Origin of the sequence: Subdoligranulum sp. APC924/74 (assembly GCF_003324125.1) — a bacterium.
Taxonomy (GTDB): domain Bacteria; phylum Bacillota; class Clostridia; order Oscillospirales; family Ruminococcaceae; genus Gemmiger; species Gemmiger qucibialis.
On sequence record NZ_PSQF01000011.1, the window covers coordinates 23,681 to 45,900 of the forward strand.

The 22,220-nt window shown below is 52.5% G+C and carries 15 protein-coding genes; 9 read left to right on the forward strand and 6 right to left on the reverse strand.

Translation table 11 applies throughout. From position 1 onward, the window contains the following. The first annotated feature begins 144 nt into the window (after positions 1-144). From C4885_RS05065 to C4885_RS05075, 3 genes are read left to right on the forward strand one after another with little or no spacing between them, the layout of a single operon-like run. On the forward strand, positions 145-1,413 hold the full coding sequence (locus C4885_RS05065) for a plasmid recombination protein (RefSeq protein WP_113999306.1): 1,269 nt from the start codon (positions 145-147) through the stop codon (positions 1,411-1,413). Positions 1,414-1,426: 13 nt separating this feature from the next. Next, positions 1,427-1,729, forward strand: coding sequence for a hypothetical protein (locus C4885_RS05070; protein WP_113999307.1), 303 nt, complete (start codon positions 1,427-1,429; stop codon positions 1,727-1,729). Then, positions 1,729-3,474, forward strand: coding sequence for a recombinase family protein (locus C4885_RS05075; protein ID WP_113999308.1), 1,746 nt, complete (start codon positions 1,729-1,731; stop codon positions 3,472-3,474). Before C4885_RS05070 ends, C4885_RS05075 begins: the two co-directional genes overlap by 1 nt. A 318-nt stretch (positions 3,475-3,792) precedes the next feature. Here the strand turns inward: C4885_RS05075 and C4885_RS05080 are convergent, their stop codons facing one another. The 6 genes from C4885_RS05080 to C4885_RS05105 all read right to left on the reverse strand — a co-directional run bounded on the left by C4885_RS05080 (position 3,793) and on the right by C4885_RS05105 (position 11,946). Next, a complete protein-coding gene (locus C4885_RS05080) occupies positions 3,793-5,988 on the reverse strand; it encodes a glycoside hydrolase family 2 TIM barrel-domain containing protein (protein WP_113999309.1) in 2,196 nt (731 codons plus the stop codon). A gap of 10 nt (positions 5,989-5,998) precedes the next feature. Beyond that, on the reverse strand, positions 5,999-7,351 hold the full coding sequence (locus tag C4885_RS05085; RefSeq protein ID WP_113999310.1) for a family 43 glycosylhydrolase: 1,353 nt from the start codon (positions 7,349-7,351) through the stop codon (positions 5,999-6,001). Between the two features lie 3 nt (positions 7,352-7,354). Then, a complete protein-coding gene (locus tag C4885_RS05090) occupies positions 7,355-7,549 on the reverse strand; it encodes a hypothetical protein (protein ID WP_147237759.1) in 195 nt (64 codons plus the stop codon). Between the two features lie 67 nt (positions 7,550-7,616). Then, positions 7,617-10,406 carry an alpha-L-rhamnosidase gene (locus C4885_RS05095; RefSeq protein WP_147237761.1) on the reverse strand — a complete coding sequence of 930 codons (2,790 nt, stop codon included), beginning with the start codon at positions 10,404-10,406 and terminating at the stop codon, positions 7,617-7,619. Between the two features lie 83 nt (positions 10,407-10,489). Continuing rightward, positions 10,490-10,726, reverse strand: coding sequence for a hypothetical protein (locus C4885_RS05100; RefSeq protein ID WP_113999313.1), 237 nt, complete (start codon positions 10,724-10,726; stop codon positions 10,490-10,492). After that, entirely contained in the window at positions 10,723-11,946 is a 1,224-nt protein-coding gene (locus tag C4885_RS05105) for a helix-turn-helix transcriptional regulator (RefSeq protein WP_113999314.1), read from the reverse strand. The genes C4885_RS05100 and C4885_RS05105 overlap by 4 nt, the downstream gene beginning before the upstream one ends. A 232-nt stretch (positions 11,947-12,178) precedes the next feature. On the opposite strand from C4885_RS05105, the gene C4885_RS05110 reads away from it, so the two are divergent. Genes C4885_RS05110 through C4885_RS05135 form a run of 6 tightly spaced genes read left to right on the forward strand, consistent with a single transcriptional unit; the run spans position 12,179 to position 21,853 of the window. Continuing rightward, positions 12,179-13,570 (forward strand): MFS transporter, encoded by a 1,392-nt coding sequence (locus C4885_RS05110; protein ID WP_113999315.1) that lies wholly within the window; start codon positions 12,179-12,181, stop codon positions 13,568-13,570. 60 nt (positions 13,571-13,630) lie between these two features. After that, positions 13,631-14,680, forward strand: coding sequence for a family 43 glycosylhydrolase (locus C4885_RS05115; protein ID WP_113999316.1), 1,050 nt, complete (start codon positions 13,631-13,633; stop codon positions 14,678-14,680). Positions 14,681-14,693: 13 nt separating this feature from the next. Then, entirely contained in the window at positions 14,694-17,087 is a 2,394-nt protein-coding gene (locus C4885_RS05120; RefSeq protein WP_242979492.1) for a glycoside hydrolase family 3 N-terminal domain-containing protein, read from the forward strand. A 13-nt stretch (positions 17,088-17,100) separates the two neighbouring features. Beyond that, positions 17,101-19,530, forward strand: coding sequence for a glycoside hydrolase family 2 TIM barrel-domain containing protein (locus tag C4885_RS05125; RefSeq protein ID WP_113999318.1), 2,430 nt, complete (start codon positions 17,101-17,103; stop codon positions 19,528-19,530). A gap of 10 nt (positions 19,531-19,540) precedes the next feature. Continuing rightward, entirely contained in the window at positions 19,541-20,956 is a 1,416-nt protein-coding gene (locus C4885_RS05130) for a family 43 glycosylhydrolase (RefSeq protein WP_113999319.1), read from the forward strand. Between the two features lie 15 nt (positions 20,957-20,971). Then, positions 20,972-21,853 carry an SDR family oxidoreductase gene (locus tag C4885_RS05135; protein WP_113999320.1) on the forward strand — a complete coding sequence of 294 codons (882 nt, stop codon included), beginning with the start codon at positions 20,972-20,974 and terminating at the stop codon, positions 21,851-21,853. Positions 21,854-22,220 lie beyond the last annotated feature (367 nt).

The window sequence follows — 22,220 nt, forward strand, 5'->3', positions numbered from 1 at the left end:
ATGACCGCAATCCCCCCTCGGGAGAGCCCACGGCACTTTGCAGCCCTTCGGGCTGAAAGTGTCATAGTGGGTTATTACACTTTCGCAAAAGTGCATCTCCACAGCCCCAGCCCCCGTAAATCAACGCAGAAAGGAGCTTGACCTATGGCAAGAAATGATGGAATTGATCGCACCGTAGCCCGCAATCAGGATGTTGAAACTGCCGATGACTTGGCAAAGGTGCAGGAACACAACGAACGTGAAAAAGACAGCTACAGCAATGAGGACATCGAACCGGAGCGCAGTTCCCTGAACGTCCACTTCAAGGCTCCTACCGCCGGATATGCAGAAATGTTTGAACAGATGGAACAGGACAAGGTGATCTCCACCAGAGGTCTCAAAGCCGATGCCGTGAAATATGGCGAGCTGGTATTCGATGTGAACTCCGCTTACTTCTACAACCACGGCGGCTATGAATTTGCCAAGCAGTTCTATGCCGATGCCTATAAAGCCGCCGTGGAGATTGTGGGCGGCGAGCAGTATATCCTGTCTGCCGTCATGCACGCCGACGAGCGCAATCGGGCAATGTCCGAAGCTCTGGGCGAGGATGTGTACCACTACCACCTCCATGTGGTCTATATCCCGGTGGTGAAAAAACAGATTCTCTGGTCGAAGCGTTGCAAGGACGAAGCCCTCCGTGGGACAGTTAAAGAAACGATTATGCAGGTCAGCCGAAGTAAAAAATGGACTTCTCAGATTGCGTTGGACGAAGCCGGGAATCCGCTGCTGACCTCCAAAGGAAAGAAAGTCCTTCGTCCATCTTACAGCATTTTGCAGGATAATTTCTGGGAGGCTATGCGCTCTGCCGGTTATACCGATGTGGAGCGTGGAGAGCGTGGCAGCACCGAGGAACATCTGACCGTGACCCAGTTCAAGGTGGCGCAGGAAACTCAGCGTTTGGAGGCTGTGACCGCACAGGTGGCACAATCGGAACAGACATTGGCAACCACTACCGCTGCCGCAGAAAAGAAAGAGAAAGAGCTAAAATCACTCCAAAAGCAGACAAAGGAAGTTCAGCGGCTCAACCTGACAGTGCAGGACATTGAGGACATGGGCAAGGTCAACAAATTCACCGGCAATGTCACCCTGACACCCAAAGAATGCGATTTACTCAAAGGCTATGCGGAGAACAGCTTTCTTTACCGGGCGGAAAATGTCAAGCTGAAAGACCAGTTGGAAACCGCAAAGCGGAGTGCTTCTAAATGGAAAAAGAAATATGATGACTTGTTTGCAGAAGTCAAGTCTTATCTGGATGCTATCAAGCTCGCACCTGAAAGGGTACGGGCTTTTCTTAACGCCGTTTTGACCAGAACCAAAGAAACAATCGAACACAAACAGCCTGTTCGCCGCCGTGGACAGGATATGGAACTTTAACAGGAGGATGACGATGATAAATTTTGTAACAAAACTGAATAACATGATGCTGGATGGTATGCCGTATCTGGAAATGATGGAAGCCTGTTCCGGGATTGATTTGGAATCCTGCTTCGACCCTATCTTCGAGCCGCCCATTGATTTTGTGGAAGAATGCCGGAAACGTCAGGAAGCGGCGCAGTCGCCATATCATTGTACCGTGGAACGCAGGATTGGAAATACGTGGTACACCATCGAAACTGTATGTGACGGAAATGAGCCGCTTACCGACAAGGTAAAACGGCTCATTTTTGCAGATAAGGGGGTGGCTTGTTAATGACACCGACACAAAATTATGATATTATATCACCATGCACACCGATTCTGTCAGCTGACCCAAACGCAAAGGAGGACGTTATGGATCAGCAGAAAATTACCATCATCTATTGCCGCTTATCCGTGGAGGATATTAAGGAAAATTCCAAGGGCGGCAAGGCTGATGAATCAAATTCAATACAGAATCAGAGAGAGTTTTTAACCAGATACGCAAAAGAACATGGGTACACCAACCTGAAAATTCTGGTGGATGACGGCTATACCGGGACGAACTTCAATCGTCCCGGCGTACAGGAGGGCTTCGAACTTGTAAAGCAGGGACTTGTCGGCTGCTGGCTGGTCAAAGACCTGAGCCGCTTCGGGCGTGATTACCTGACTGTCGGACAGTACACAGACATTATCTTCCCCAGCTATGATGTGCGATTTATCGCCGTCAATGACGGGGTGGACAGTGAACGGGGCGACAGCGAGGGTATGGCTGCAATCCGAAATCTGTTCAATGAATGGTATCCCCGTGATACCAGCAAGAAAGTCCGTGTCAGTCTCCACCAAAGAGGAACCAGCGGCAAGCACATGGGCAAGCCACCCTACGGCTACCGTTGTGACCCGGCGGATAAGGATCATTGGATTTTGGACGAAGATGCGGCTCCAATCGTCAAATATATCTTTGACCTGACCGTTTCGGGAAAAGGGCCGGATGCCATAGCCAGAATTTTGGAAGATCAAAAAGTCCTGACGACCAAAGCCCTGTATGCTCAGCGCAAAGGAAAACCGATGCCGGAGAGACCGTATCATTGGGCTGGACAATCCGTTGCAGGTATTCTGGAACGGATGGAGTACACAGGCTGTACCTGCAACTTCAAGACCTATTCCAAATCCTACAAGCTGAAACAGCGGATTCCCAATTCCCCGGAGGATATGTTCATCCTGCCGGATACGCAGGATGCCATCGTATCACAGGCACAGTGGGACAGGGTGCAGGAGCTTCGCAAAAACAAACGCCGCCCCGCAAAAGCGGAACGGCAGGGCTTCTTCTCCGTGCTTCTGTTCTGCCCTGACTGCGGAAACAAGCTGCACTTTGCCACCTGCAAGAGCTTTGAGGGCAAGCAAGACCATTATGTTTGTTCCAGCTACAAAAGCGGTCGGGGAATATGCAGCGCACACTATATCCGTGAGGATGTGCTTCGTGAGATGGTTCTGGAACGAATCCGGGCTGTCAACGAGTATATCCGAAATGATGTGGAGGGCTTTCAGGAGGAATGGCTGCATTGCCGCCGTGCCGATCAGGAGCAGAGTATCCGAGATGATAAAAAGCGGGTGGAACAGGCAAAGAAACGCCTTGCCGACTTGGACATCATCATTTCCCGGCTCTATGAGGATTTCGTTCTCGGAAATCTCAATCAGGAGCGGTACAGGAAAATGTCCGCTGACTATGAAGCGGAGCAGGAACGGTTAAAGCTCGAAATTGAAGTGACCGAAGAATGGGTGGAACAGCAGAATGAAATGAATGATGGTCTGGATGCCTTTATTGCCCTGACGAAAAAATACGTGGATGTGACCGAACTGACACCAACGATTGTGAATGAATATATCAAGAAAATCGAGGTGTTTGCTCCGGACAAGTCCAGCGGCAAGCGGCGGCAGAAAATCAAGATTTACTTCAACTTCGTTGATGAGGTTGACATTCCTGTTTTCAGCGAACCCAGTATTGCAGAATCAACCTACGGACGCAGAAAAACGGCGTGACCTTTCGGTCACACCGTCTTCTGGCCCTGTTCGTAGCCAAATAGTTACTTGTCACTATTAAGCCTTGTCACAACAGGCTTTTTCGGTGTTTTGCAGTTCCTCTGCATAGTAGTGGTCAAACGGTGGTCAAAATGGAGATAATCTAAAATGATTTCAGAGAGCTCATCACTAAGTCTATGCCCAAAGGGGGCGGTAACGCTGCGATTCTGCCATGACACACATACTGGGCAGAAACCGATCAAACGCGGCACGGCTTTCCCCAAAAGAGAAAATCTCACGCAGGGTGCCATTTAGAGAAAGTTCGACTTCACGCATGGATCAGCTCTCTTTTTTGATTTTATTGAGTGCCGCATTCAACTGTTGCACATCTGCGGGGGTGATGGACTTTGCAACCTGCTTCAGAATGGAGCGCAAAGATGTGCGCGCTATCTGACTTTCCATCTCTGGCGGCATTTTTACATTTTTTGCAACATCCCCATAGGCGTTGGATGCCTTAACCATAAGGGAAGAAAGAAGTTTGTTGGCAGCAGGAGATTTCTGCAGAGTCTCCATTGAGTCCATAATGGAGTAATAGCCCTCTTTCATAAGCTCTTCCGGCTTATCGAACCAGTTTTCGACTTGCCCCTCGGCGCGGTAGGTCGGGTCGGGCTTGTCTGCCTTCGTGATCGTCATGCAGTCGGTGCAGCCGCCCGCCACGACCTTGATTTCGTGCGTGCCGGAGATGGGCACCGTAAACTTGAAAATCTTGTCGCCGTCCTGCGTGGCAAACTCTTTGCCGTCCACAAACAGCGTGACGCGGGGCTGGTTGGAGTAGACCTTGATTTCGGTCTGGCTCTCGGTGCGGTGAGCGTAGCGGCGTCCGCAGAGATGCACAAACGGGTCGCTGCTCAAATATGCCTTATAAATAAAGTAAGCGTCCTTCTTCGTCTTGCGGTCGAAGGTCACAAGACCCTTCTGGTTTTGACCGGGCTTGCCGCCCTCACCGCGACCGTCCGCGCCGAAGTCGAACCCATTCCAGACGTGCATTGCCCAGATGTAAGGGCGCTCCGACCACATTTTGAGCATATGCTCGTGGTAGACGGCTTGGTAGCTTTCCGACCAGTCGCCGCGCTCCGGGCGGGCGCTCTGGTAGGCGGGGTTTGCGTCCGCGCCGAACTCCGACAGACCGATGACGCGGTCGGGGTGGTTTTTGTGGAACGTGTCAAAAAATTCATCGTTCTGCTGCAATTCACCCAAGTACCAGCCGTAGTAGAGATTATAACTGCAAATATCGGGCAGCTGCACAAACGGGTCGTTGGGATCCAACATAAAAGCGTGCGCCATTGTGGTGGGGCGGGTGGCGTCCAGGCGATGGCAGAGGTCGTTCAAAAGGCGATGGTTCGCCGTCAGGTCTTCTGTCACGCCGGTAGTGACGGTAATCTCATTGGATAAGCCCCAGCAGATAATGGACGGATGGTTGTAGTTTTGCAGCACCAGTTCTTCCATTTGGCTCAGCGTGTTGGCAGTGGCTTCGGGCATATGCTCGGTGATGTAGGGAATCTCTGCCCACGCGACAAGACCGTACTTATCGCATAGATCGTAGAAATACTGCGCGTGCTGGTAGTGGGCAAGGCGCACGGTGTTGGCGCCCATATCCCGCAAAATCTGCATATCTTCCTCATGCTCAGCGGCGGTCAGCGCATTGCCGAGTCCTGCGCGATCCTGATGCCGCGCCGCGCCCACAAGGCGGACATTTCTGCCGTTGAGCCAGAAGCCTGTATCCGGCTTGAACGCGATTTTTCGGCAGCCGAAGTGTACCGCCACGGCGTCACCGCCGGGCAGAGAAGCGGCGATGCTGTACAGATACGGGTCCGCCACGCCGTCCCACAGGTGGACGTTTTCCATGTGGAACACGGTCACAGCCTTGCCGCCCTGCACGGCGGCGGTCTGCTCCCCGACACCCTCGATGGCAAACAGCACCTCGGTGCCGTCGGGGGTGTTCTCGCAGGCGGCTTCCACCGTGACGGAGGCACTGTGCAGGTCGTCGGACATCTCCGGCGTCACGCGCAGGGCGGGCGCACCGTGGTTATCCAGCGCAAAGTGACTGTGCGGTACAATAAGGATATGTACATCGCGGTAGATGCCGCCATAGAAGGTAAAGTCCGCTTTCTGCGGGTACACCGTGCGGTTGGCGCTGTTGTCCACGGTCACAGTCAGCGTGTTCTGCGCAGCCAGCGCGGGGGTCAGATTGACGCGGAAGGTGGAATAGCCGCCCGCGTGGCGGGTCAGCTCTTGGTCGTTCAAGGTGACGACTGCCGTCATGGCGGCACCCTCAAATTCCAGCCAGACCTCCTCATCGTCGGCGTGTGCGGGGGCGGCGAATTCCTTGGTATAGGTGCAAATCCCGCGGAAGTAATCGTTGCCGCCGTCGGTGCCGTCGGCGGCGTTCCATGTGTGGGGCAGGGTCACAGCCACCGGTGCCGCGCCGGGTTTTGTGAACTGCCAATGGGAATTGAAATTCAATGTGCTGCGCATACAAAACTCCTTATTCAAAATCGCTCAATTTCCAGCTGTCGCGCCAGTGGATCTTCGGCTTGCCTTCCTCAAATGTGATGGGCAGCCAGACGTAATTGGCGCGGGAAGTATTGGCGCTGGTCAGCATCGGGCTTTGCATCATGGTTTGCATTTCTTCGGACGTTGCCTTGTAGTGTTCGGGGTCAAAGCGTTGTGCGGTGCAGCGCTCCAACAGATCCGCCAGTTTAGCATCCACGGGGTAGTCCGGCACCCAGCGGTCAGCCAGTGCGATGTAGAGGTCGCGCTTACCGGGAACTTTGAACACCTGCGAGATTTGGCTGTTGAAGGACGCATGGCTCGCGTCATCTGCGTGCGGGTCACCGATGCTCACAAACGGCCTGTCGGGCGCGTCGGACACGGCACTGTCGCTCTTGTTCGGCACATACCCGGTCATGCCGGAGGTCAGCATATACCACTTGCCGCCATGCTCAAAAACAGCCGGCGCTTCGCGGCTGAACGGCGCGTGCAGACCCTCGTACTGCCAGCAGATTTTTTCTTCCGCCTCCAAGAAGTCCCGCGTCAGGCGCATCGTCAGCTGACCGTTGTGGTTTGCGTCCATATAGAGGTACGCCGTATCGCCGCAAACGGCAATGTCAAAGTCACCGACCTCGCAGCCAAACGGGCGGTAGTGGGCTTTGACAATTTCATAGGGACCTAAGAATTTGTCGGCCTGCAAGACGGTAAAGCAGGCATTGTCACCGCAGTGCTTGATCCAACAGACATACTTGCCCGTGTACGCGCATTTGACAATGTGCGGGCGGTCAGCGCGGGACGTGGGATACAGCGGCGCATCCTTGTCGGTCAGGTCGGGCTGGATGAACAAGCCCAAATCTTCCCAGTTACACAAGTCGGTGGAACGGTAGGCACGCATTCCCCATGTCCAGACCGGGCATTTGCCGTCGGTGTGATCCTTGTTTTCGCCATACCAGTAGTAGACGCCGTCGTCGTAATACAGCGCACCGCCGTGGGCTTGGATGCGGCGACCGTTGGTGTCGCGCCAGACTTTGCCGGGGTAGATGGCGTCACGGGGTGGTTCCGGCACGACCTCAGCCCCGTCGGGGGTCAGCGGCGTGTCGGACATTTCCGGCTCGGCACTGTACAGTTCGAGCGCACACAGGGCTGCGTCCAGCGCGTCGGCAGCTTCGTCGGGGATAGCTCCGCCCGAAAATTGTATGATTTTACGAACGGAGAAGCCCAGCGTTGCGGGCTGGCTTTCTGCCATCGTGCGCATACCGGGCAGGAATTTGTCAAACACTGCGCGGCTTTCTTCATAGGTAAAAATCTCTTTCAATGAGCTATCAAGTGAAAGCGCAACCTTCTTCATGGTTCATCCCTCTTTCTTGATTTTATTCAATGCGGCGTTCAGCTGTTGGATCATCGCGGGCGGAACAGCCTTGCCGCCCTGCACGGCGGCGGTCTGTTCCCCGACACTCTCGATGGCAAACAGAACCTCGGTGCCATCGGGGGTGTTCTCGCAGGCGGCTTCCACCGTGACGGCGGCACTGTGCAGGTCGTCAGACACCTCCGGCGTCACGCGCAGGGCGGGTGCACCGTGGTTACCCAGCGCAAAGTGACTGTGCGGTGTTGCCTTAACAATTCAATGTATAGTGACCGCTGCCGACCGTATGCTGTGTGCCATCCGGCAGAATAATCCTGGCGGTGGTATTACAGGGAATGTCGGCGGTTAAGATGAATTGTCCGCCTTCACGTTTCCAAGACGCATATACGGTTCCATTCTCCGTTTCAAAGCTACGCTTGGCCCACGTCAAGCTTTTGTCCGGCTGAGGATGAATCATAAGCCGCCGATAGCCTGTATCCTCTTGGTCTATGCCGCCGATGGTGCGGAAAATCCAATCGTCTACCGTGCCGTAGGTATAATGATTGAAGCTCTCTTTTTTAGGCGTTCCATCGGGCTGATACATCTCCCAGCTTTCCCAAATTGTAGTGGCACCGCGCTTTACCTGCGCCAGCCACGACGGAGACTCTGTCTGGTACAAAAGCGTATAGGCGAGTTCGCGCTGCCCGCCGATGCAGAGCGCATCCAGCAAATAGGGCGTGGGCAAAAATCCTGTGTCAAGGCGGTCGCCGTTTGCGTGAATGATTTCTGCCAGCTTTGTACCGAATTTGTCCACCCATGCATCCGGCACAAGCCCAAAGACCAACATCAGCACATAGGCACCCTGCCGTTCATACCTTAAAACACCGTCTGCCGTAATAAGTGCTGCCCGGATCGCGTGTTTCATCTTGTCGGCTTCTTCCTGATACCGAACAGCATCCTCTTCGCGCCCTAAAACGGCGGCAGCCTGTGCCATTTTGTGGACGACCAGCCAGCCGAAAATCGGCGTTGTATAGGCAGAAGTTGTAGCCATTGTGGTGAATAACTGCTCTTGAGGTGCTCCGGCAAGGCTGGGCACCAGCCACTCACCAAACTGGAATCCGGTGTCCCACAGATGTTCTTCCACTTCATCGGGCAGGGTGCTGTTCGGTGCGTGAATACGGGCACGGCTGATAACATAGTCGCACCAGCCCTTCATGCTGTCATACTGCTTTTCAAGGATGCAGGTATTGCCGGTGACTTCGTACATGGCCATCGGCACCGTCACGGCAGCATCACCCCAACCGGCACTGCACACGGGACCGCCGCATCCGGTTTGCTCCCCCATCTGAATGCCGGCATAGTGGTAGATAGACACATCCGGAACCGTAAAGGGAATCGAGCCGTTTTCGCGCTGGTCCACACACAGGGATTGCAGCCACTGGGTCAGAAACGGCGTGACATCCTCATTCAGCAAGGCGGTTTTGGCATACAATGAGATATCGCCGGTCCATCCCGCCTTTTCGCGTTGGGGACAGTCGGTGGGAATGGACAGCATATTCGCACACTGGCTCCAGCGCGTGTTTTGGTATAAGCGGTTTAAATCTGCATTGGAACATTCAAAGGTTCCGGCATTTGTTTTTTCGGTAGAAAGAACGACAGCCACAAATTGTGCGGCAATCGGATTTTCCACCCCGCTGACACGCAGATAACGGAATCCGTGAAAAGTGAACCGCGCCTCAAATGTTTGCGGCGTACCATCGGAAATGAACACGTCTTTTTGCTCGGTTACGCCCATTGCACTGTCGATGTTGTTGAAATAGTTTCCCTTTGCGTCAACTGCTTCAAAATGTTCTAACGTCACTGCGGCACCCGTCGGCAAATCCACAGTCACACGGGCGCGACCTGCGACGACCTGTCCAAAATCTACGATTGTCTCGCCCTTGGGGCTGGTATAAACACCCTGTGCGGGCAATTCTTTTACGCAGATCACCGGGTCGTCAAACTGCGGGTATAAAACGGAATCGCTCTGCTTTGTATCTTTGACAGCGGGCAGCCAGTCAGCAGCAGTAAAACCGGGCATATCCCAGCCGGGCAAAGCCAGACGCGCGTCATAGAGTTCTCCATCAAAAATATCCGAGGCACGCACAGCGCTCTCGTGTGTCAGCACGCCTTCGTCGGAGCAAATACGGGTGTGTGTGCCATCGGCATTTTCAATTTCAAGTTGGAACAACACCGTATGGTCGGGCTGCAAGCCATCAATGGGCGGCTGCGTCTGCGGGCAGCAATACCAGCCGTCGCCGACTTCCATGCCCAGTACATTTTCGCCGATATGCAAAAGTGCCGTTAAATCGTAAGTCTGAAAGCACAACAACCCCTTGTAAGATGTGTGTTCCGGGGCAAACTCCCGCATATCGGGGCGTTTTCCGTTTACGGTCAGGCGGTAAACTCCAAGGCAGGTGGCATATAGCCGCGCACGGCGGGGTGCAGCGCTAAGAGTAAACGCGCGACGAAACAGCGTGGCCGGCGGCTGTGTGCCGAACCCTTTTTTGCGCTGCACATAGGCGCGGGGTGTGCGCATCCAATCGGCTTTCCATTCATTGGAAGACAGCGAGGTTTCAAAGCTGCTTTCGGCGGTGGTGTTTTCGCCATGATTATCCCATACAGTCACTGCCCAGCGGTAGAATGTTTGCGGCCGCAGAAGATCGGGACCGCAAACAAAAGCGTTGCATGCTGTTTCCACCCGCCCACTGTCGAAGCAAACCGTATCGTCTGCATAGATCCGTAAGCGATATGCGGCTTGCATTGTGTTCGGTTTTTCACTTTTCAGTTTCCAACCAAAATAGGGCTGCTCGGCAGAGTTGATGCCGAGAGGGTTCACACGATGATTCACGGAAAGGGCATAGAGATTCATAGGAGGCACCCATCTTTCTGTATTGTATACCCTACAGTATAAAGTGCTGCTTCCGCGCAGAAAACAAAATAAATGGCGTTTATGTATACTAATTCGACTTTCTTTGGTAAAAAAGCCAAACAAAATACGCAAACGCCATTTTTTTGGCAATACTGCATAATTCTAAGCGCTGAAGCGCTGCTTAAGCCGCAAGGCGGGAATTGTGCGATGCTGCCTTTATTCCCTGTTCGCTTTTACATCGAGGCGGAAAGGATGTGTGTCAATTTTTCCTCGTCCTGCGGAAACTGGCACACGATTTTTCCCTTTCTCAGCAGTTCCTCATTCCCGGCTAACGCGGCGAACAGATATTTGGACAGGGTGGATTTCAGATTCAGCTTGTCGCCTTCCCGGGTACAAAACAGTACCTCCCCACGGCATTGCTGTACCGCCTCCAGAAAAGCGGCAAAATCTGTATGGCTGGTCAAGGTCATGGTTTGTTTCCTCCGTTATTGCGGTACTCCGTGGGGCTGCATCCTATTACCTTGCGGAATACGGCGGTAAAATAGCTGCGGGAACTATAATGCAGTTCCTCACTGATTTGTTGCAGCGTTTTGTCTGTTCCTGTTAATTGAACACAGGCGTATTGTATTTTGGCGTGATTGATGTAATCTGTCATCCGCTGTCCTGTCTCGCGGTAAAATTTCTTTGTCAGATAGTAGGAAGTGTAACCCACCGCAGCGGCTATGTCATCCAGCAAAATGTTATCGGTCAGATGGCTATGCACATAGGCACAAATCTCCTGAACAGCATCGGATAGAGCCGGATTCATGCGGCAGTCGTGGACGCGGTGAACGAAGTCCGATACCATTGCGCTGTTGACTTCAATCAGCCCTACGTCGGTACATTGTTCAATAGCACGGATGTACTGCACCTCCAGTTGTTTCGCAATGCGGGGGGAAAGCCCGCCCTCCATGGCAGCACGGGCACAAAGCGCCGTGAAAATAATCGCGGTATCTTTGCTTTCCCTCAGGGGATTGCCCAAATTATAGGAATCTTTATCAGCAAAACGTCCCATACCTTTACTATTATCCGGATAGTAAATGTCTCCCTCGCGGATTCGCTGCATGATTTGTGCTTCCACCACGCGGGCACGGTCCGGATCCCAAGGGGAGGGGGATTCTTCCTTATCGGGAATTATGTTGCTTCGATTTTGCAGACGGATGCTCCCTACATCCAGAGTTTCCTCATAGAGAACCCAATGCAGCATTTTGATATATTGATGAAGCGTAGATAAAGGCAAAATCGGAACCTGTTCCAATTTTTCCATAATGGTTGCGGTCAAGGACACCGACAGATTCATACCGCGCAAGCAATTTTGAAGAGTCTGCAAAGAAGCTGCGGCATCAAACACGGGTCCCAATATTACCAGATAGCTGGCATCATCGCCGTGCCATACGCACTCAGCGACCCAAAGCATACCGATAGGGTCGCTCATCAAAATGGGAGCATGGCTTTCGGGACCATGAGCAATAGCATAATCGAGGCACTGCCCTAAATCCAGAAATAAACGGAACTCCTTCTCAGCCGGGCAGGTGCAGGTGTACAGCTGTTTTTTCATCCCAAAGCACCATAAGCTCAGTCCGCAAGCGCTGTTCGCCATGTGGGCAAACAAATTGAGCCGTTCTTCGGCGATAGTTAAGACATTGTCCACTGCGCGACCTCCTTTTGCATTTCTACTACTGGTATTATAGCAGAACGCAGCCGCATTAGAAATAGCTATTTAGCGTTTGCAGAAGATAATTGGCGTTTTCCGGCAAACGAAGCCAAATATATTTTTCTTGAGCCAATTTTTGTCTGTTAAGATGACGAATCCTCTGATACAATAAGACCACAATCGATTGACACGGTAAGCCTCTATCACACAAGTTGAAGGAGAAATCATTATGACAAAAGAAGAAAAGCTGGCGCGCAAGCAGCAGCGCAAGGCCGAAAAAGTCGGTTTGGGCAAGCTGCTTTTGTGGAACTCCAGTTCCTGTTCCGTAGCATTGTCCACACTGATGCTTGGCTATGTCACGTTCTATTGTACCGATGTACTGCAGCTTGCCCCTGCTCTGGTGGGCACACTGTTCATGGTCAGCAAAATTTTTGACAGCTTTACCGATATCGTTGCGGGCTTTATTGTCGACCGCACGCAAACCCGCTGGGGTAAGGGTCGCCCGTATGAGATTTTTATGTTGTTCCTGTGGCTGTCCACATGGCTGCTGTTCAGCTGCCCGACGAGCTTTGCTACCGCGGCCAAGTGCGTCTGGATCTTCTGTATGTACACCTTTATGAACTCCATCTGCGTTACGTTCCTGAATGCCAACAATGTTGTGTACATGGTTCGCGCCTTCGAAAACAAGGAACAGCAGTCTAAAATCGTTGGTTACGGCAGTATTTTTACGATGGCCGGTGCCATGGTATTTAATGTCCTGTTCCCCACGGCAATGGCAAAGGTCGGAACCGATGCCGTCGGCTGGAGCCGTCTGGTCGGTATGATCGCTATCCCGTTGACCGTAATCGGTATGCTGCGCATCCTTACCATTCCTGAAAAATTCACCCCCGTCTCTGAGAAAAATGGCGAACAGACACATCTTAAAGACCTGCTGCCTCTGCTGAAGGAAAGCCGCCCGGTTCTTATTATCTGCCTGGTTCGTTTTGTACAGAACATTGCCACGGGCTTGGGTGTCGGCACTTACTACTGGCAGTACATCATCGGAAACCTTGGCATGATGGGCGTTGCCTCGGTGACCACGATTCTGGTATTGCCGCTGGCTTTTGCCCTGCCCGGACTGCGCAAAAAATTTGGTATGGCCGGTATGTCTGTCATCGGTATTTTGGTAGGCTGCATCGGCTACCTTGCAACGTTCTTTGCAGGCGGCAACATGGTATTCTTTATTGTGGCGGCTCTGCTCGTTTCTGCCGGTGCCGTGCCGCTGAATATGATGTTCAATATGTTTATTGCCGATGTAGCTGACTACAATGAATGGAAAGGCCTTAAGCGTATGGAAGGCACGATGGGCAGCCTGACCGGTCTTTCCGGCAAGATTGGCAGTGCATTTGGCGGCTTCCTGATGGGCGTTTTGATGAGCGCTTCCGGCTATGTCGGTGGTGCGGATGTGCAGGTCGATTCTGCCATTATGATGATTCGTGTACTTGCATCCGTTGCTCCGCTGGCTCTCATGCTTGTTGTTGCTGCGATTCTGCGCTTCTACACCGTAGATAAGCAGATGCCCCAAATCAAACAGGATCTTGAGGCTCGTGCCGCTGCGACCACGGAAGCAGCCGCCGAATAAAATACTGTTTTTGCGGGCAGGGAATCTTCTCTGCCCGCTTTTTAGAAGGGAATATGAGTAATGTACGATGCATTTTATCCCGGTCAAGTGTGGCTGGATACAAACGGGAACCGCATTCAAGCACATGGCGGCTCACTGATTTATCTTGATGGTGTGTACTACTGGTACGGCGAAAACAAGGAAAAAACGGACAAGGCTGCGGGCATCTGGCACTGGGGCGTTCGTTATTACGCATCTACAGATTTGTATAACTGGGAGGATCGAGGTCTGCTCATCCCGCCCGTGACGGATGACCCGAACAGCTCGCTGCACCCCACTTCTATGATGGATCGTCCGCACATCATTTATAATGCACGGACCAAAAAATATGTCTGTTGGCTGAAAATTATGGAGAAAGACCAGACGCAGACCGAAACAGTGCTTACGGCAGACTCCTTCTTTGGTCCGTATACCATAGTGAGGGAAAAACTGCGCCCACTTGGTATGAGTGCGGGTGACTTTGACTTGGCTGTAGCACCGGACGGAAAAGCGTATTATTTCTTTGAACGCGTACATTCTGAGACGATCATCGCCGATTTGACGGAGGATTACACCGATGTGACCGGCTATTACTCCACGCATTTTCCCCACAAAGGACCGCCCCATGTGCGGGAGGCTACGGCTCATTTTATACGGCATGGAAAACACTATTTGTTGACTTCCGGCACAACCGGGTATTTCCCGAATCCGTCAGAGGCAGCCATGGCTGATACATGGCACGGTCCTTATACGGTACAGGGTGACCCGCATATTGGTGACAAGACAAAAACGAGCTTTCACAGCCAGATCTCGTCGGTATTCAAGGTCCCGAACAAAAAGGACTTGTACATTGCCTGTGCCGACCGCTGGATGCCGAATGCACCGGATTACGACTACACGCATTATGGTCCGCTTTACGACAGACTCTTTGATCCGGACGTGGAGAAAACGCCTGCGGATTGGGCGCTGCTTGCCAATTTGCCGCAAGAGGATACGCGCAATGCCGACTACGTTTGGCTTCCCATCCTTTTTGACGGCGATAATGTGAAGATTGAATGGCGGGACAGCTGGAAACTGGAAGATTACGAGTAAAGGAAATACGATGATGCAGAAATACCAAGATAGCAGTCTTTCCCCGGAAGAACGTGCAAGTGACCTGCTGGCACGGATGAATTTGGATGAAAAATTTGGTCAGATTCAATGCTACAATGCCATTGATTCTTTCCTTGGCAAATCGGTGGAGAAGCAGAACCCCTACGGTGTCGGTCAGGTTTGCATTTTGATTGCGACTATGCTGGACGATGTGGGCAGCGTAGCGGGACTTATTACAAGGCTGCAGAAACAAATCATGGAGTCCGGCAAACATCATATCCCCGCAATTTTCCATATCGAGACATTAACGGGTGTGATGGTGACAGCGGCGACTTCTTTTCCCTGCGGGCTGGGGCAGGCTTCCACATGGGACCCGGAGCAGCAGCAGAAAATGGCAGCCTGCATTGCCCGACAGGGACGCGCTATGGGAATCAGTCATGCGCTGGCTCCTGTGTTCGATATCTGCCGTGACCCGCGCTTTGGTCGTATGGGAGAAACCTACGGTGAGGATCCGACCCTTGCCGCTGCGATGGGGACAGCCTATGTGAAAGGCTTACAGGATAAACATCGTATGAGTGCCTGCAGCAAACATTTTCTTGGGTTTATGGCAGGACAGGGTGGAATCCATACGGCACAGGCAGTCGTTTCCCCGCGTGAACTGCGTGAAGTTTATGCCAAGCCGTTTCAGGCAGCCATTACAGATGGAAAACTTGACAGCGTAATGAACTCCTATGCTGCCATTGATGGGCAGGTCCCGGCAGGCAGTAAGGCAATTCTGCGTGATCTGCTGCGCGGTGAGATGGGCTTTAACGGTGTAACTGTGTCGGATTACAGTGCTGTGGAACAGCTGGAATCGATTTATCATCTGGCTGAGAGTCCTGCCGATGCAGGTCGCCTTGCGCTGGAAGCGGGTATGGATCAAGAGCTTCCGACCATTGCGGCTTATAACGATGAACTGAAAGAAAACATTCGCAGCGGTGTTGTGCAGGAATCGCTGCTGGACGAAGCGGTGCTGCGTATTCTGACGATGAAATTCCGTTTGGGTCTGTTTGAAAACCCCTTCCCCGCTGAAAATGTACAGGCGGAAATCACTCCCGCAGATACGGCGCTGAACCGCAAAATCGCGCAGGAGTCAATGATCCTGCTGAAAAACGACGGTGTCTTGCCACTGGCAAAGAGCGTAAAAAAGGTGGCTGTTATCGGCTGGCACGCTGACAGTGTCCGTGCCTTATTCGGCGGATATTCGGCACTGGCCATGAAAGAAAATACGCTGGGCGTTAAGATGAGCATGGCCGGCATCCAGGCCGATGCGGATTCTCCGGCTGCAGAAAATGCGGTGCAGAAGACATATCCGGGAAGCGAAGTCGTTATGGAAAACCCCGGTGTCGAGCCGCTGGCACGGCGCTGCTATCCCGATGCGTATAGTATGCTGGGGGCATTGCGCCTTGCTGCCCCGCATACAGAGTTTCTGTATGCACAGGGATACCCCTATGCCGGCAATGAGGAAAGCGGTCATGATGCGGCACTGCAGATCGCAAAAGATGCCGATTTGGTGATTTGCACTTTGGGCGGTCATTATGGCTGGAATGCGTCCTGCACAACGGGCGAGGGTATTGATGCCATGCACATTGGACTGCCGGTCTGTCAGGAACGCTTTCTAGAAAAACTGGAATCGCTGCACAAGCCGGTTGTCGGCGTTCACTTTGACGGTCACCCCATCAGCAGCGATACGGCAGACCGCGTATGCAACGCGATACTGGAGGCATGGGCTCCCGGTGCGCAGGGCGGTGAGGCCATTGCCGCGCTGCTGACCGGAACGGCGAATCCCTGCGGCAAGCTGCCCTGTACCGTGGCACGCCATGAGGGGCAGATTCCTGTGTACTACAACCACCCGACAAATACCTGTTACAGTATGACAGGAGGCACGCCGAAAAACGCCTATATCGATGGAGCGCACACGCCACGCTACTGCTTTGGTCATGGACTGAGTTATACAAAATACGAGTACGATACATTGCGGTTGGAAAAAGACGCTATTCAGGCCGACGGTGTACTGAAAGGGCGGCTGCATGTGCGCAACGCAGGAAATAAAGCCGGCACAGAAATCGTGCAGTTTTATGTGCATGATGTGGCGGCAAGCATGGTACGTCCCGTTAAAGAACTGGTGGGGTTTGCCAAAGTGAATCTGCAGCCGGGTGAAGAAAAAACGGTCTGCCTTTCCCTGCCAATGAGCCAACTGGCTTTTCTGGATGCCGATATGCGTTGGAAAGTCGAACACGGGAAAGTCGAGCTGATGGTCGGGGCATCCTCTGAGGATATTCGCGGGAAAGCGGAGTTCATGATTGTGGGAGATGCTTATCCCGATGGCAAAAATCGCAGCTTTGTAGCTGACACAAAAATCATGTAAAGGTAAATTGACAATGCAAAGATTGGATTTTAACACCGGCTGGCATTTCAGCTGCCCCGATGGCCGCGATTTTGATGTGACCCTGCCGCATGACGCCATGCTCAACACCACGCGCAATACCGAGCCGGGGTTTACATGGTTTCTGCTGGCAGGCTGGCGCGGCAACGATTATACCTATACAAAGAATCTGCACATCACGTCGGAACTTATAAATAAGCACCTTGTACTGGAATTTGAGGGTGTATACTGCATGACGACGGTGACAGTGAATGACCGCCCCGCCGCCGAAAAAGCTTACGGGTACACGCCATTTACGGTGGAACTGGATGGACTTCTGCGCGAAGGCGACAATACAATTGAAGTCACCGCCCATGTGCCGCAGGATGGTCATAATCGTTGGTACACGGGCGGCGGTATTTACCGCCCGGTGCATCTGCTGGTGGGTGAGGACGCCTATATGCAACGATATGGCGTGCGTGTCACAACGTTGTCTGTCGCACCCGCTTGCGTGCGGGTCGAGGTAATGACCCACGGCGGTGACTGTGCCGAGGTGCGAATCGCCGAGAAAAACGGGAAGGAAGTAGTTTGCGCCAAAGCGGTTGTTGCAGACGGACATGCTGTGGTCGAACTGGAAATTCCGGACGCAAAGCTCTGGAACGCCGAACATCCGAATCTGTATCTTGCCGAAGTCACCCTGTACAGCGGCGGAAAAGCAGTTGACACGGTCACGGAATCGTTTGGTCTGCGTGTAATTGAAATTGACCCCGCACGTGGATTGCTTATCAATGGGGAACCGACATTTTTGCGCGGTGGCTGCATCCATAATGATATGGGCGTTATCGGCGTTATCAACAATGATGCCACCGAACTGCACCGCGCCCGCAATATCAAAAAGGCCGGGTTCAACGCAATCCGCAGCGCCCACCACCCGATGAGCCGCAGTCTGATGAAAGCTTGCGATGAAGTGGGTCTTTATGTGATGGATGAGGCGTTTGACTATTGGTATCGTATGAAGTCCCCCAATTCCCCTTATAACCGATATTTTATGCAGGACTTTAAGGTCGATACAGCCGCAATGGTGCAGGATGCCTACAATCATCCCAGTGTGGTGATTTACTCCATCGGCAACGAAATCCCGGAGGCCGGCGGTGTAAAGGGCGTGCGCGTCGGCAAGGAAATTGTAGATGCCATCCATGCGCTGGATACGACCCGCCCGACCACTTTATGCCCCAGCGTACATTGGCTGCGGGAATATCTGGACGGTACGCCGTATCTGACAACCGATGAGGACGAATGGATGCGCGATGACCCAGAACGGCAAAAGGCGGATTGGATGCACTATGCGTCCATCTTCCGCAGCGCAGTCAACAATCTGCCTGACAACGAGAAAGGGCAGGTTTACCCGGAAACCTACATCCGCATGGATGAAGATGCCACAAAAAACCTTTACCCTTATTTGGATATTGCCGGGTATAACTACTATGAGGATCGGTATGAGGTGTTGCACAAACTCCACCCGGAACGTGTACTGCTGGGTACCGAAACCCGCCATACCATGCTGCCGGATACGATGAAGTTTGCCAAGACACACCCCTACTTGATCGGCGATTTTGTCTGGACATTGCAATCTCACTTGGGTGAAATCAACTGCTGCGACCTGCACTATGAGGAAAACGAGGAACACAAAAGCTACCCGTGGGTCACAAACCACGGCGGCGTGCTGGATTTGACAGGGCAGGCAGAGCCGTCGCTGCATCGTTATGAGTTTATTTGGGGCGGCTTTTTAGACAAGCCTGTACACGCGCTGTACCTTGCCAGCCAGCCGCCTGTTCATAACGGAAAGCCCCCTATTGCCACAAGTTACCGCTGGACCGATACGGTAGACGGCTGGACTTATGAAGGATATGAGGGAAAACGGACTTTTGTAGATGCCTACACGGATGCCGACAGTGTGGAAATTTTTATCAACGGCAAGAGCGCGGGCAAGGCACAGGTGAAAGACTACTTTGCCAAGATTCCCTGCATTTATGAACCGGGTGAACTCGTGGGTGTTGGCTATGATGCGGACGGACAGGAAATCTACCGCACTTCGGTGCGCACAGCCGATGCCGAAACCGTGCTGACCGTCAAGACCGATAAGAACATTTTGCGCGCGGGCGGACAGGATTTCTGCTTTGCGGATGTTTATGTAACAGATAAAAACGGCACCGTCAAACTGCTGCCCGACTATGATGTGAAAATCGAGGTGGTCGGTGCGGCATCTTTGCAAGGCTACGGCAGCGCCGCCTATAAAAATGCTGAGCATTACGACCAACACCACCATAAGAGCTGGCAGGGTCATTTACAGGCTGTCCTGCGCAGCACGGAAAAGACCGGACCTGTGACTGTGACCTTTACTGCCGACGGCTGCGCTCCGGCAATCCTGCATTTGAGCGCTGAATAAGGAGAAAATCATGAAAAATCACGGAATGAACCCGTATCTCCCAAGCTGGGAGTATGTGCCGGACGGTGAACCGCATGTGTTTGGCAAACGTGTCTATATCTACGGCAGCCATGACCGCTTTGCCGGCTATGCTTTTTGCCAGAACGACTATGTATGCTGGTCAGCCCCGGTGGATGACTTGACTGATTGGCAGTACGAGGGCATCATCTACACCCGCGCCGAAGCTGCCCATAACGAGGATGGCCGCCAGTGCCTGTACGCCCCCGATGTGACCCGCGGTCCGGATGGACGCTACTATCTCTATTATGCGCTGAACGAAACCTCTGCCATCTCGGTGGCTGTCTGTGATACCCCCGCAGGGAAATATACCTATTACGGGGATGTTCATTACCCGGATGGCACGACTTTGGGCGCACGCCCCGGTGATGAGCAGCAATTTGACCCCGGTGTGCTGACCGAGGGGGAAACCACATGGCTATACAGCGGCTTCTGCCCGCCGATGATGCCGGGTCGCACAGGGGCGCTCTGTTATCGCCTTGCGTCCGATATGCTGACTGTTGAGCAAACATATCCGGCTGTTGTACCCGGTGCCCAGACTGCAAAAGGAACGGGCTTTGAGGGACACGCATTTTTCGAGGCAAGCAGCATCCGCAAAGTGGGGGATAAGTACTATTTTATCTACTCGTCCGAGTTGAGCCATGAACTGTGCTACGCTGTCAGTGACAGCCCCTGCCGCGGCTTTGTTTATGGCGGCACGCTGGTAGATAATGCCGATTTAGGCTTGTGTGATACGGCACGGTATTTTACGGGCAACAACCACGGCAGTATCGAGCAGATAAATGGGCGCTGGTATGTGTTCTACCATCGCCACACGAACAGCAGCCTGTTCTGCCGTCAAGGCATGGTGGAATCGATTGAAATTTTGCCGGACGGGCGTATCCCGCAGGTGGAAATCACAACAAGCGGACCGAACGGCGCTCCCTTGCCGGCTGTCGAATTGCGTGAACTGCCCGCCTATGCCGCCTGTAACCTGTATATGACGCAGCCGCCGCAGGTCAATGCCGAGGCCGGGCAGAATCCGTTCCCGTACATCACGCAGGACGGCGCGGATGTCATGCCGGAAAGTGAAAGTAAACCGGAAGCATATATCTGCAATTTAACTCCCGGTACGGTAGTTGGATTCAAATATCTGAATTTTCAGAATGTCACGAAAGTATCGGTCAAGACGCGTGGTATGTGCTATTATGGCGGCTTTGACGTACTCCTCACTGCGGATGGTGAGCCGATTGGCACGGTTTCAGCGGCAAGAGGGAACGAGTGGACATGGCAGACAACGGAACTGGCAATCCCTGATGGAATCAGTGCCATTTATTTCCGCATGAAGGGCTATGGAACACTGTCGTTGGCCGCCGCGAAGTTTCATTGAGAAAGGAACAAATCCATGCTGGAAGATTATCAAAATAAGGTCTGCGTTGTAACGGGTGCCGCCAGCGGCATCGGCAAAGCACTGTGTGAAAAACTAGTGGCACTGGGCGCACAGGTATACGCACTGGATCGCAATAAAGCAGATATAGAGGGCTTGACAGCCTTTGTTGAAACAGACTTGTCCGATAAAGGGAGCATTGATGCCGCCTTTTGCGCTTTGCCGCAGGTGATTGACCGATTCTTCGGTGTGGCGGGTCTGTCCGGGGCGCGGACAAGTTACTGGCTGACGTTCACAGTGAATTTTATAGCAAACAAGTACATGACCGATACATATTTGGAAAAACGCATTCCGTCCGGCGGCAGCATTGCCTATGTGACAAGCTGTGGTGGTCTGATGTGGGAAAAATGGCGCAAAGAGTATGTGAAAGTTATGGACTGCAAGACGTGGGATGAAATGGTTGCGTTTATGAAATCAGTTTCTCCTAAGGATGGCGTGGGTGTTATGGCCTACACCCTCTCCAAGCGTGCCATGAACTACTATACCTCGCTGAAAGCCGTGGAGCTTGGAAAGCGCGGAATCCGTGTGAATGCATTGCTGCCGGGTTCCACCGACACCGGCATGAAAAAAGAATTTGAGAAAATGGCTGGCGGGCAGGATAATCTTGTCAAAGAAAACGGCGGCGCAGGACGCCTTGCCACCCCACAGGAGATGGCCGATCCGCTGCTGTTCCTTAACAGTGGTATGGCCGCCTTTGTTTCCGGATTGTTGCTGATTGCAGATATGGGTCACAACTGTGAAAAGACGCTGGGATTCTGCAAAAATCAGTTGGATGTTCCCGCAGCACTGAAACTGTATAACACGAAGTTTTTTCAGAACAAGTTGAAAACAAATCAGTGATATTTGATGTGCGCGGTTTCTTTTATTATTTACATAACCGTGTGATTAACGCCAGTATGCGTATTATTTGATTTTTATTGAATTTACATCAAGATTTGCGGGGAAAGTGTACCCTTACGCCCGGATAGAACAGAGAAAATATAGAAAGAGCCCGGAGGACCTTACCAAATCGGTAAGGTTCTCCGGGCTCTTTTTTTCTCCCCTGGAAAGTGTATTCAAATGGGGTACACGAGGCAACAGGAAAAATCAAGAAAGGATGTGAGCATATGACAAATACCATATTTTACAACGGTTTGCAATGGGAAAATCAGCGAACAGCATTTAATTCTTTTCGCAAATCAGATGCCCACCGACCTATGGTTTTCTC